Source organism: Winogradskyella psychrotolerans (assembly GCF_018860545.1).
In the GTDB taxonomy this organism is placed as follows: domain Bacteria; phylum Bacteroidota; class Bacteroidia; order Flavobacteriales; family Flavobacteriaceae; genus Winogradskyella; species Winogradskyella psychrotolerans_A.
On record NZ_JAHKPN010000012.1, the window covers coordinates 45,818 to 59,346 of the forward strand.

Sequence of the window (13,529 nt, forward strand, 5' to 3'; positions counted from 1 at the left end):
AACCATTAAAACTTTGGAAACTTTTTTGGTTTTTAAAGTTTCCTGACGTAGTTTTGCGCCTGAATAAAATGAGACTCCGCTTTTGCGGAATACTGAGATGAAAGATAAAATAATATTAAAATCCACTGATTTATTCCTAAACCTAGGGTTTAAGAGCGTTACCATGGATGATATTGCAAATGAAATGGGCATTTCTAAAAAAACCATTTACCAGCATTTTCAGAATAAAACAAAATTGGTAGAAGCCACTGCCATGCATGTTTTTGAAAATATTTCGACTGGTATCGACTGTATTTGCAATCTCAACCAAAATCCGATAGAAGAGATTTATGAGATTAAACGTTTTGTAATGTTAAATCTAAAAGACGAAAAATCGTCTCCACAGTATCAGCTTCAGAAGTATTATCCAAAAATCTATGCATCTTTAAAAGGCAAACAATTTGAAAAAATGATTAGCTGCGTGACACGTAATTTAGAACGCGGCGTGAGTCTGCAACTTTACAGAGACACTATAGATGTAGATTTTATAGCGCGTATGTACTTTAATGGCATGCTTTCTTTAAAAGATCAGGATATTTTTCCACGCGATACATATACTATGAAAGATCTCATGAATAATTATATAGAATACCATGTAAGAGGCATTTGCTCAACAAAAGGATTAGAAACACTAACTTTATTAAACACCAACCAATAAAAACTGATGAAAAAAACACTGATTATAGTAGTAGGTTTCATAATTTTTCAAACAGGGTTTGCCCAAGAGCAACCTCAAAGTTTTTCGTTACAAGAGGCGATTAACTATGCCTTAGAAAATAACCGAACCGCTATTAATGCAGCAAGAGATATTGATGCTGCTGAAAAACAGAAATGGGAAACTACAGCAACGGGTTTACCGCAAATTGATGCTAGTATAAGTTATACCAACAACATTAAGCAACAGTTCGATGCTATTGATTTTGATCAGGATGGTGTGGTAGATTTTGGTGCCAAACAATCTATGAATCCATCCGTAACCTTAAACCAACTACTTTTTGATGGCTCTTATATTGTAGGGTTACAATCTGCTAAAGTATTTTTGGAAATCTCTAAAAATGCCAAAACAAAAACAGATTTAGAAGTTAGAAAAGCTGTAATTAACGCTTATGGTAATGTACTCTTAGCAAATGAAAGTGTTGAGATTTTAAGACGAAACGTATCTGTTTTAGAAAAAAATCTTTTTGAGACTGAAAAAATATTCGAAAATGGATTGGAAGAAGAAGAAAGTGTAGAGCAGTTACAAATTACGCTATCTGGTTTAAAAAGTAATTTAAATAAAACCGAACGTCTTCAAAATATCGCACTTCAAATGTTAAACATCAATTTAGGTATTGATGTATACAACGACACACTATTAACAGATACCTTAGAAACCTTAACCGTTAATAATATTAATCTCGAAATTCTTACCGCTGAAACAAGCGTAGAGAATAATATTGATTACAAAATTGCCAATAATGATAAAGTTTCTAAAGAACTACTTGTTAAACTTGAGCAAAGTAAAGCGCTCCCAACATTAAGCGCTTATTTAAATGGTGCCTATGTAGGGAACAGTGATGAGTTTACCTATTTTGATAAAGAACAACGATGGATTGGCACTTCTGCATTTGGTGTAACGCTTAGTATTCCTATTTTTAGTTCTGGAATGCGAAACGCCTCTACCCAACGCGCTAAAATAAATTTAGAAAAAGCCGAAACGGATCTAACAGAAACAGAACAACGCATCAAACTTGAAATTGCATCCGCTAAAAGTGATTATCAATTTGCTATAGAGGATTATGAAAATAAGAAAGAAAATTTAGCACTCGCCGAACGTATAGAAACTAAAAACCAAACTAAGTTTTTTGAAGGTATAGGTTCTAGCTTCGAGCTTAGACAAGCACAAACACAATTATATTCAGCACAACAAGAATTATTACAAGCCATGTTAGATGTTGTAAACTCTAAAGCTGAATTAGAAACCGTTCTTAATACACCAACCACTAATTAATAAATCACTATCACAAATGAAATATATATTTCCATTACTAATCATAGCCATGTTTACCGTTTCGTGTTCTAGCGAAAAGAAAAACTCTGTCGAAAATGTCATTGAAAATGGCAACCTCGAAACCCTTAGGACCAAAAGAGGAGAACTCGTTGGAGAACAACAAGCTATAAACGATAAGATTAAACTCTTAGATGAAAAAATAAAAACCTTAGATACGGTAAAACATGTACCACTAATTACAACGTTTAAAGCTGAAGCTGAAGTTTTCAATCATGTTTTAGAACTACAAGGAAACGTGACAACTAAAGATCTTTTAACGATTACACCAGAATACAGCGGTATTTTAACTAATGTTTACGTCAAAGAAGGTCAAAAAGTAACTAAAGGACAAACTTTAGCAAAGATTGATGATGGTGGCTTAAGTCAGCAACTGTCACAATTAAAAATCCAAGCCGAATTAGCCAAAACTACATACGAGCGTCAGCAACGTCTATGGGATCAAAACATTGGTAGTGAAATTCAATTTTTACAATCAAAATCTACCTATGAGTCACAAGAAGAAGCTGTAAATCAATTAAAACAACAAATTTCTAAAACAACAGTTACAGCCCCTTTTTCTGGAACTATTGACGATATTATTACAGAGCAAGGATCTGTTGTTGCTGCAGGGCAATCACCATTGATGCGTATTGTGAATTTAGACAATATGTATATTGAAACTGAAGTGCCAGAACGTTACGTTTCAGATGTTACAAAAGGCAAAAATGTAAGTGTAAATATTCCTGTTTTGGGAAAAACAATCGAAACAAAAATTCGTCAAGCCGGTGATTTTATCAATCCTGCCAACCGAACATTTAAAGTTGAAGTTGAAATTCCTAACAAGGATAAATCTATTAAACCTAATCTATCTGCACGATTAAAAATTAACGATTATACGAGTGAAAATGCCTTGTTAATTCCCCAAAGTGTCGTTTCTGAGAATTCGGAAGGTGAGCAATATGTATATGTTGTTATGGACAAAAACGAAAAAGGGATTGGTACCGCAAAACGCGTTATTATTGAAACAGGAAAAACTCAAGAGGACATCATTGAAGTTTTGAAAGGTCTTGAAGATGGAGCAGAAATTATTAAAGAAGGAGCGCGTAGTGTAAGAGACGGTCAATCCGTTGAAGTTCTTAAAATAGACGAGAAGAACTAGAAGGCTACTTTTAATCTTCAAAAAACTAACCAACAATTCAAACGTCTAAAACATAAAGACAAATGACTAAAAACAATAAAAAGAATACCGAAAAGGAATTTGGATGGTCATCATGGGCAATTAATAATAAAACCACCATGTATGTGCTTATTTTGGTCTTTTTCTATTTAGGTATTTCGGCTTTTTTCGACATGCCAAGGGAATCGTTTCCAGAGGTAAATGAGACTAAAATATACGTCAGCACTATTTATCCTGGTAACACAGCAGAGGATATTGAAAAACTGATTACAGATCCTGTAGAAGACCGACTTAAAACGGTAAGTAACCTCGTAGAAATCACCTCAACTTCGCAAGAAGATTATTCTATGGTCGTCATAGAATTTGACGAAAATATTACGGTAGAACAAGCTAAACAAAAGGTTAAAGATGAAATTGATTCTGAAACAGCCGGTGAGGATTGGCCAACCTTTAATGGCGCAAAAGTAGAACCAGATGTTTTTGAGTTGAGTCTTTCGGAAGAAATGCCCATCTTAAACATTAATATTTCGGGTGATTATCCTATTGAAAAATTAAAGGATTATGCCGAATATCTTCAAGATGAAATAGAAGATTTACAAGAAATTAAGAAGGCAGATATCCGTGGTGCTCAAGACAAAGAAGTAGAAGTTGCTGTAGACATTTACAAGATGATGGCAGCCAAAGTAACGTTTAACGATATCCTTGGTGCTATTGGCAATGGAAACATTACACAATCGGCAGGGAACCTAAAAGCCAGTGGTCAACGCCGAACTATTAGAATTATAGGTGAAATTGAAAGCCCATCAGAGCTTGAAAACTTTGTGGTTAAGTCAGAGAACAACAATCCTATCTATTTAAAAGATGTGGCGTCAGTTTCATTTAAAGAAGAAGATAAAACCACGTATGCCAGAAAATCCGGCGAACCTGTCGTGATGCTAGACGTAAAAAAACGTGCTGGTAAAAACATGGTTGCTGCTGCTGAGCAGATTCAAGTTATTGTTCAAAACGCCATTGATAATGAATTCCCTCAAGATTTAGAAGTGACGATAACAAATGACCAATCTTCTGTTACCATCGGACAAGTTGATGACTTAGTCAATAACATCATCTTTGGGGTGATTTTAGTTGTAACGGTTCTAATGTTCTTTTTAGGATTTAAAAATGCCTTATTTGTTGGTTTTGCTATCCCAATGTCCATGTTTATGTCGCTTATGATTTTAGGCGTGATTGGCTATAGTTTAAATACGATGGTGCTTTTCGGTCTTATTATGGGACTTGGTATGTTAGTGGATAATGGAATTGTGGTGGTTGAAAACGTCTATCGTTTAATGGAAGATGAAGGTATGAATCGTGTGGAAGCGGCTAAAAAAGGTATTGGAGAAATTGCCTTTCCTATCATCATTTCAACAGCAACAACGGTCGCTGCCTTTGTGCCATTAGGACTTTGGCCAGGTATTATGGGAGAGTTTATGAAGATTCTGCCTATAACCTTATCCATTGTTTTAGGCTCGTCATTAGCCGTTGCTATCTTTTTTAATTCGGTATTAGTATCGCGTTATATGACTACGGAAGATAAGGATATGCCACTAAAGCAAATTATTAAAACAACGATTATTGTTGCAGCTTTTGGAGTCTTAATACTAATTATAGGAGGGCCTTATCGTGGTATGGGAACCATTATGATCTTTACAGCTATCATGCTTTGGGCTTACCGCTTTTTCATTAGAGGTTGGGCAAACAGTTTCCAAACTAAAGCATTAGTACGATTAGAGAATTGGTATGAGCGTCGTCTGCGAAGCGCTTTGTCTAATAAGCAACCTTACATTTTAAGCATCGGAACATTTATATTATTAATTGCTGCATTTATAGCCTTCGGAATTTCGTTATCAACACAACGTACTAAGGTCGAATTTTTTCCAGACAATAAACCGAATCAGATTATTGTCTATATAGAATATCCACAAGGAACAGCCATTGAAAAAACAAATGCGATTACTGCACAAATTGAAAAACGTGTATCTGAAGTTATCAATGCCGACAGATTTATGGAAAACGGCAGAAACTTCTTAGTTGAAAGTGCCGTTTCTCAAGTAGGTGAAGGTGCAGGAAACCCTCAAACTGACATGGGTTCTGGTGCAGAAATGCCACATAAAGCTAAGATTACTGCGTCTATGCGAGAATATAAATTTCGTCGTGGAGAAGACAGTGAACTCTTGCGCCAAAAGGTACAAGAGGCGCTAGTTGGTATTTTTCCGGGTGTATTAATTTCTGTTGAAAAGGATGCTAACGGACCACCTGCAGGTTCCCCAATTAATATTGAAATAGACGGTAACGACTATAACGAATTAATTGCAACTGCTGAGCAAATGCGTGCATTTATCAATTCTAAAAATATTCCGGGAATTGACGAGCTTAAGATTGATGTTAATAAGGACAAACCAACGATGTTAGTTGAAATTGACAGAAAAAAAGCTGGTGAATTAGGAGTTACAGCGAAGCAAATTGGAGATCAGTTGCGTAATTCTATCTTTGGGTCTAAAGCCGGGATTTTTAAAGAAGACGGTGACGACTTTGATATCTACGTGCGTTTTAATGAAGCCAATCGTTATGATAAAAGTGCACTATTTAATCAAAATATTACCTTCAGAGATAATACGGGTCAGATTAAGGAGATTCCATTATCTACGGTAGCGAAGCAAAAAAATAATTCTGGTTTTAGTGCTATAAAACATAAGGATACTAAACGTGTTGTAACCGTCTATTCTGCTATGTCTCCTGGTTACACGGATGCCGGATCAATAGTCGCTCAGATTCAAAATGAAATGAAAAGTTATGAAGGTTTACCTGATGATATCCATATCGATTATACAGGTCAAATTGAAGAACAAAACAAACAAATGGCCTTCTTAATGGGAGCCTTTTTCACAGGTCTTGGATTAATTTTCTTCATCTTAATATTTCAATTTAACTCCATCTCGAAACCAACCATTATTATGATTGCAATTTTCTTGAGTTTTATTGGTGTCTTTGGTGGTATTGTACTTTCAGGTAGCGCATTCGTTATTATGATGACCATGGTAGGTATTATTTCTTTAGCGGGAATTGTGGTTAACAATGGTGTGGTACTTCTAGATTATGCACAATTATTAATTGACCGTAAGAAGAATGAATTAAATCTCGCAGAAGATGATTATTTAAAAACCGAAGACCTTTTTGAAAGTATCGTTAAAGCAGGTAAAGCAAGGTTAAGACCTGTATTATTAACTGCTATAACAACTATTTTAGGTTTAATTCCATTAGCCATTGGTCTAAATATTAACTTCTTTACACTGTTCGCAGATTTTGATGCCAATATTTATATGGGAGGTGACAACGTTGTATTTTGGGGACCTTTAGCGTGGACTGTTATTTACGGTCTACTTGTAGCTACTTTTTTAACTTTAATTGTAGTACCAATATTATTCTTTTTAAGTGTAAAGCTTAAAATGTGGGGACGAAGAAAACTAACGTCACAACCTTTAAGAACGTTTGAAGCTAATCAAAATCCTCAAATAGATGAGTCTTCTCAATTTAGTATCGAGGATTAAATGAAAACCATTATTTTAAACAGAAAAATCCGAAGTCTTTACTTCGGATTTTTTACTTTTGCAATTCTAATAAAAATCTATGTACAGAAGTCACAATTGTGGTGAGTTAAGAGCATCACACAGCAATACAGAAGTTACACTTTCCGGATGGGTTCAAGGTGTCCGCGATAAGGGTTTTATGATTTATGTAGATCTTCGCGATCGCTATGGTATCACCCAGTTATATTTTGATGAAGAACGCACACCAAAAGCCATTATGGATAAGGCGTCTAAATTGGGGCGTGAGTTTGTGATTCAAGTTAAAGGTAATGTCATTGAGCGTGCTTCAAAAAACCCTAATATTCCAACAGGTGACATTGAAGTTGTAGTGTCAGAATTAACGGTTTTAAACAGCTCATTAGTGCCACCTTTTACCATAGAAGACAAAACGGATGGTGGAGATGATTTACGTATGAAGTATCGTTACATTGATATTCGTCGTAATCCTGTAAAAAACAGCTTAATTTTTAGAGCAAAAGTCACTCAAGCAGTAAGAAACTATTTATCTAACGATGGGTTTATTGAAGTTGAAACACCATATTTAATCAAATCAACTCCAGAAGGTGCGCGTGATTTTGTAGTCCCTTCTCGTATGAATGAAGGGCAATTTTACGCACTTCCACAATCACCACAAACCTTCAAACAATTATTGATGGTTGGTGGCATGGATAAATACTTTCAGATTGTTAAGTGTTTTAGAGATGAAGATTTACGTGCCGACAGACAACCCGAATTTACACAGATCGATTGTGAAATGGCATTTGTGGAACAAGAAGACATCCTTAACGTTTTTGAAGGTTTAACACGTCACTTATTAAAAGAAGTGAATGGTGTTGAGATAGAAAAATTCCCAAGAATGCTTTACGACGATGCGATGCGTTTATACGGAAACGACAAACCAGATATTCGTTTTGGGATGGAGTTTGGAGAATTAAACGAGGTAACACAACATAAAGATTTTGGTGTTTTTAATAATGCGGAATTAGTTGTTGGTATTGCCGTTCCTGGTGGAAACAGTTATACAAGAAAAGAGATTGATAAATTAATTGATTGGGTAAAGCGTCCACAAGTTGGTGCATTAGGTATGATTTATTCACGTTGCAATGACGATGGAAGTTTTAAATCTTCAGTAGATAAATTTTACGATCAAGACGATTTAGCAAAATGGGCAGAAATCACTGGCGCAAAACCAGGAGATTTAGTTTGTGTATTATCGGGCGAGACCAATAAAGTAAGGGCACAATTAAGTGCTTTGCGTATGGAATTAGCAACACGCTTAGGCTTAAGAGACCCTAAAGTATTTGCACCATTATGGGTTATTGATTTCCCATTATTAGAATTAGATGAAGAAACGGGTCATTATCACGCCATGCACCATCCATTTACGTCTCCAAAACCTGGACAAATAGAATTACTAGATACAAATCCAGGTGAGGTTAAAGCCAATGCTTACGATTTAGTATTAAATGGAAATGAAATTGGAGGAGGTTCTATTCGTATTCATGATAAAGCAACGCAAGCGATTATGTTAAAACATCTTGGCTTTTCTGATGAAGACGCTAGAGCTCAATTTGGTTTCTTAATGGATGCTTTTGAATATGGAGCTCCACCACATGGAGGATTAGCCTTTGGTTTAGATAGACTGGTTGCCATTTTAGGTGGCCAAGAAACTATACGAGATTTCATTGCGTTTCCTAAAAACAATTCTGGTAGAGATGTCATGATTGACGCGCCTGCACCAATTGATGATGAGCAACTAAAAGAATTAAGTTTAAAACTGAATTTAAAATCATAAAAAAAATTAATCCTGCTTCTTGCAGGATTTTTTTATAGATTATTGTTATGCCTGCAAAACACTCAATATTTAAAAGACTTTTAATATGGAGAGCTAAACATATCTCTCATAAACAATTTGTATATCTATTAAGTATTTTAATTGGATTTACATCTGGTATTGGAGCTGTTGTACTTAAAAATTTAACGCATTACATTCAACTGTTACTAGAAGGTAAATTGGTTCAATATTACCATCAAGCATTTTACTTTTTATTTCCCATAATTGGGTTCACTCTAGTTTATTTAATCATTAAATATGTGATAAGAGAGAAGGTAAGTCATGGTATTCCTTCAACATTACACGCCATTTCTAAACGTAAAGGTATTATAAAAGGTTATCAAATGTTTGGCTCTATTCTTACAGCACCATTAACTATTGGTTTTGGAGGTTCGGTAGGATTAGAGGGACCTGCTGTTGCAACAGGAGCCGCTATTGGTTCTAACATTGCACGACTCTTTAGAATGAACCAAAAAACGAAAACATTGCTAATTTGTTGCGCGGCAGCCGGAGCACTATCTTCAATTTTTAAAGCTCCAATTGCCGCTATTATTTTTGCAATTGAAGTCTTCAGCTTAGATTTAACAATTGCCTCTATGCTACCGTTGTTATTAGCATCCCTTTCAGCAATTATTACTTCTTATTTTTTCTCTGGAAATGATGTCTTATTGCCTTTTAGGATTGAAGATAACTTCGTAATTTCAGATATACCATTTTATGCATTTTTGGGAGTCTGTGCTGCTTTTACCTCTATTTATTTTGCAGAAGTTTACGAGAGAATTCAAAAACGTTTCGACAAACTAAACTCACCAATTAAAAAGCTTCTAGTTGGTGGTATTGCCATTGGTATCCTAGTTTATTTTATTCCACCGCTTTATGGTGAAGGCTTTGATGTAATTAATAATCTTATCGTTGGAAATCCGGAAAAAGCTTTAGTTACTAATTTTCTAAATTTAGATCTATCCAATATATGGATTGTTATTGCGCTATTAGCTGGACTCGTATTTTTCAAAATTATTGCTAGTGCCTTAACTTTTGGGGCAGGAGGTGTTGGTGGTATTTTTGGTCCTACGCTTTTTATGGGAAGTATTATGGGGAATTGCATTGCTAAAATCATTAACAATTGCGGCTTATTTAATACTCCAGTTTCCGAAAGTAATTTTACGCTAGTGGGCATGGCAGGTTTATTAGCAGGAGTTTTACAAGCTCCATTAACGGCTATCTTTTTAATTGCTGAACTTACAGGTGGTTATGATCTATTTATACCTTTAATGATTACTGCGGCAATCGCATTTAGTATCACAAAACTCTATATTCCACATTCTGTTTACACCATGGAATTAGCTAGAAAAGGCGAACTAATTACACACGATAAAGATCAAGCTGTTTTAATTTTAATGGATATCAATAAAGTTATTGAAACTAATTTTATCCATGTGACCACAAATATGACTTTAAGAGACATCATAAAAAAAGCGGTTATTAAATCTAATCGAAATATTTTTCCGGTTATAGATGAAGAAGATAGAACTTTAAAAGGTATTATTTTGTTAGATGATATTAGACCTATAATGTTTGATCAAAAATTATACGATGATGTATTTGCAATTGAAGTGATGCAAAAACCACCGGCAATCATTGACATTGAAAAAGATAATATGACTATAATTATGAAAAAGTTTCAAGACAGTGGTGCTTGGAATCTGCCCGTGATAAGAAATGGTCTTTATATTGGTTTTATTTCAAAATCAAAATTATTAACGGCTTACCGACGAGAATTAATTAATTTTACATCTTAACCTGAGCTAATAATTAAGATTTTGAATCCTGAAAGATAAGGGCAAACAGGTTTTTTAAAATATGCCAATAAAAAACATCATAAGACAAATGCTTCTTTTGCGATATAAATATGTCTCGCAAAAAAACTTTGTTTATTTATTAAGTGTTGCTGTTGGACTATTAACTGGTATTGCCGCCGTAACGCTAAAAAACATCACCTACACCATTCAATCTGTATTAAAAGAAGGTATTATTTTTTCTCATAACCAGCTTTATTTTGTGTTACCTGTAATTGGATTATTCTTGGTATTCGTTTTAACTAAGTATATGTTTAAAAAAGGAATGACACCGTCTATTCCTCCGTTTATAAAACGTGCTATACCTTCACTACTCTACTCTTTATTACGACAAAAAGGACTTTTGTCTTATAAACTTATTTATCATCCATTAATATTGGCTCCTTTAACCGTAGGTTTTGGTGGATCCGTTGGATTATTAGGACCCGCAATCACCTCTGGTTCTGCATTAAGCTCTAATTTAAGTCGAATTTTACATGTCGATAAAAAAACACGAACATTGCTCATTGCTTGTGCAACTGCTGCTGCTGTGGCTTCCATGTTTAAATCACCTATCGCAGCTATTGTATTGGCCGTAGAAATTTTTAGTTTAGACCTGACGTTTGCCTCATTATTACCATTACTAATTGCTTCTATATCTTCGGTTTTAACTTCTTATTTTTTCTTAGGTGATGAATTACTTTTTAATTTTAATGTTACCGAAAAATTCAATCCAAGAGATACAGCCTTTTATATGATTTTAGGATTAGGAACTGGTATAGCATCCATTTACTTCACTAAAATGTATTTCGCTATTTATACTTTTTTCGACCGATTTAAAACAAAGTTTACGAAACTTCTAGTAGGAGGAATCGCTATTGGTATCATGCTTTATTTCATTCCACCGTTATATGGTGAAGGTTTAAGTTTTACCAAAGATTTATTTGAAGGCAATTATTTACATGCCTTAGGTTCTAACCTCTTTGATAAATATACCGACAGTATTTGGGTCGTTATAATATTACTTATTGGTTTTACCGTATTTAAAGCCATAGCTATGACCACTACATTTGCTGCAGGAGGTGTGGGCGGAGTTATTGTACCCACCATGGTCATGGGAAGTGCTCTTGGAAATGTGGTCGCTAAAATTATAAACAACATTGGACTTGGGCATCAAGTATCAGAAGCGAACTTTACATTAATTGGTATGGCTGGCTTGATTGCTGGTGTTATTCATGCTCCATTAACTGCCATATTTTTAATTGCTGAAATTACCGGAGGTTATATTTTATTTCTTCCGCTAATGATAACAGTTGCGATTTCATATATGATTACAAAAAATTATATGGAACATACTATTTTTACACGTGAATTAGCTGAACGAGGAGACCTATTAACCCATGATAAAGATCAAAGTGTCCTTACCATGATGCATATTGACAATGTTGTAGAAAAAGATTTTATTCCGCTTCACCCAGAAATGTCTTTAGGAGACATGCTAAAAAAAGGAGTGTCTAAATCGAGTCGGAATTTATTTCCTGTTGTAGATGGTTATAACCGCTTAGTTGGTATTATTCTTTTAGACGATATAAGAACGGTAATGTTTGACCAATCATTATACGAGTCTACGTCTGTTGAAACCTTTATGCACAATCCACCCGATTTTATATATTACGAAAAAGATACAATGAAAGCTGTCATGAAGAAATTTCAAAATAGTGGAGCTTGGAATCTACCAGTTATAAAAGATGATTGTTATTACGGTTTTGTGTCTAAATCCAAATTATTAACGGCTTATCGCAACGAATTAATTAATTTTACATCTTAAGTCTCAATTGGTCGTCTATATAAATTTATTCAAATGAAACCCATAAAAATTATAACGTTTATTGTCTTTTTAGCTTCATTTATTAGCATTGTTTGCGGTTTAGTATTAGATGTGGACTATTCAGAAAAACTCATTGGCTTTGGAGTTCTTGGATTATTCTTCGTTGTTTTCCCATTGTTCTCTTACTACAGGTGGAAAGATAAAGATGTTAAAGATTATATGCTTACTAAAGAAAATCTTGACAAAATGCGTGAAAACCAACGCGATTTATAGCGATAAATCCCTGAAAAACATCATCATAATAAAACATTAAAACAAAAAAAAACGATTTCTTAACATTGGGCTCTGTTTTTATTTTATCTTTGTACTTTAATTTTTATTTATATTATAATGACTGGAACAGTTAAATTTTTTAATGATTCAAAAGGATTTGGATTTATTACCAACGAAGAAACAGGAAAAGACATCTTTGTACATGTATCAAACCTTAATGGCGTAGAATTACGCGAAGGTGACAATGTAGAGTACGATGAAGAAGAAGGAAGAAAAGGTTTAGTAGCTGCTAACGTGCAGGTATTATAAGTATATATCTTACAAGTTTCAACGCTCAACCTATGGTTGGGCGTTTTTTTTTGCTTAAATTTTAATATCCAATTAACGCACTAATTTTATAACTCTAAAATCTGAGTTAGTATTCAAACACTACGGGCAAGTTTTGCTTTGGAATTTTAGAAATATAATAAGGTTGCGTCATTACACTGGTGGCATTTCCTGTTGGACTAATGTACTCCACCTTAACAATTGTATTCTCTGAAGTATTATAAATATCCAAAGCAATACTATTTCCACCACTACCTCTCACATCATTAAATACCGCGATAATAGTATATTTTGAAAAATCTATCTCTGTCTCAGAAAAATTATCAGAGACCTTATTAACGGTATCCATTTGAGTTATCAAATCCATCCAATCGGAATTGTTATCTATAACCGTATTTTGTTTAGTGATCCCCTCAGATCCTGCACCATATAAATTACCTTTTGAAATTAAAACAGATTCTACAGTTGCCATTTTTGCGTTATTTTGGGTCATTGTATTGCTTTTACAACTTACAACAACTAAGGCTAATATAATTAAGATATGTATTTTCATAACGAGTT

At 34.2% G+C, this 13,529-nt stretch carries 10 protein-coding genes; 9 read left to right on the forward strand and 1 reads right to left on the reverse strand.

The annotated features are described in order from the left end of the window. Positions 1 to 97 precede the first annotated feature (97 nt). From KO515_RS06690 to KO515_RS06730, 9 genes are all read left to right on the forward strand, one after another. The gene (locus tag KO515_RS06690; protein WP_215935609.1) at positions 98 to 697 is read left to right on the forward strand and encodes a TetR/AcrR family transcriptional regulator; all 600 of its coding nucleotides are present in this window, start codon (positions 98 to 100) and stop codon (positions 695 to 697) included. A 6-nt stretch (positions 698 to 703) separates the two neighbouring features. After that, positions 704 to 2,029 (forward strand): TolC family protein, encoded by a 1,326-nt coding sequence (locus tag KO515_RS06695; protein WP_215935610.1) that lies wholly within the window; start codon positions 704 to 706, stop codon positions 2,027 to 2,029. 16 nt (positions 2,030 to 2,045) lie between these two features. Then, on the forward strand, positions 2,046 to 3,227 hold the full coding sequence (locus tag KO515_RS06700) for an efflux RND transporter periplasmic adaptor subunit (RefSeq protein ID WP_215935611.1): 1,182 nt from the start codon (positions 2,046 to 2,048) through the stop codon (positions 3,225 to 3,227). A gap of 62 nt (positions 3,228 to 3,289) precedes the next feature. Beyond that, the gene (locus KO515_RS06705) at positions 3,290 to 6,832 is read left to right on the forward strand and encodes an efflux RND transporter permease subunit (RefSeq protein ID WP_215935612.1); all 3,543 of its coding nucleotides are present in this window, start codon (positions 3,290 to 3,292) and stop codon (positions 6,830 to 6,832) included. Positions 6,833 to 6,911: 79 nt separating this feature from the next. Further along, a complete protein-coding gene (gene aspS / locus KO515_RS06710; RefSeq protein ID WP_215935613.1) occupies positions 6,912 to 8,666 on the forward strand; it encodes an aspartate--tRNA ligase in 1,755 nt (584 codons plus the stop codon). Positions 8,667 to 8,713: 47 nt separating this feature from the next. After that, entirely contained in the window at positions 8,714 to 10,504 is a 1,791-nt protein-coding gene (locus KO515_RS06715; RefSeq protein ID WP_215935614.1) for a chloride channel protein, read from the forward strand. 61 nt (positions 10,505 to 10,565) lie between these two features. Next, positions 10,566 to 12,368 carry a chloride channel protein gene (locus KO515_RS06720; RefSeq protein ID WP_215935615.1) on the forward strand — a complete coding sequence of 601 codons (1,803 nt, stop codon included), beginning with the start codon at positions 10,566 to 10,568 and terminating at the stop codon, positions 12,366 to 12,368. Positions 12,369 to 12,401: 33 nt separating this feature from the next. Further along, positions 12,402 to 12,641 (forward strand): hypothetical protein, encoded by a 240-nt coding sequence (locus KO515_RS06725; RefSeq protein WP_215935616.1) that lies wholly within the window; start codon positions 12,402 to 12,404, stop codon positions 12,639 to 12,641. A 117-nt stretch (positions 12,642 to 12,758) separates the two neighbouring features. Further along, positions 12,759 to 12,950 (forward strand): cold-shock protein, encoded by a 192-nt coding sequence (locus KO515_RS06730; protein ID WP_092446448.1) that lies wholly within the window; start codon positions 12,759 to 12,761, stop codon positions 12,948 to 12,950. Between the two features lie 106 nt (positions 12,951 to 13,056). Here KO515_RS06730 and KO515_RS06735 read toward each other — a convergent pair whose 3' ends face one another. Continuing rightward, positions 13,057 to 13,521 (reverse strand): hypothetical protein, encoded by a 465-nt coding sequence (locus KO515_RS06735; protein WP_215935617.1) that lies wholly within the window; start codon positions 13,519 to 13,521, stop codon positions 13,057 to 13,059. Positions 13,522 to 13,529 lie beyond the last annotated feature (8 nt).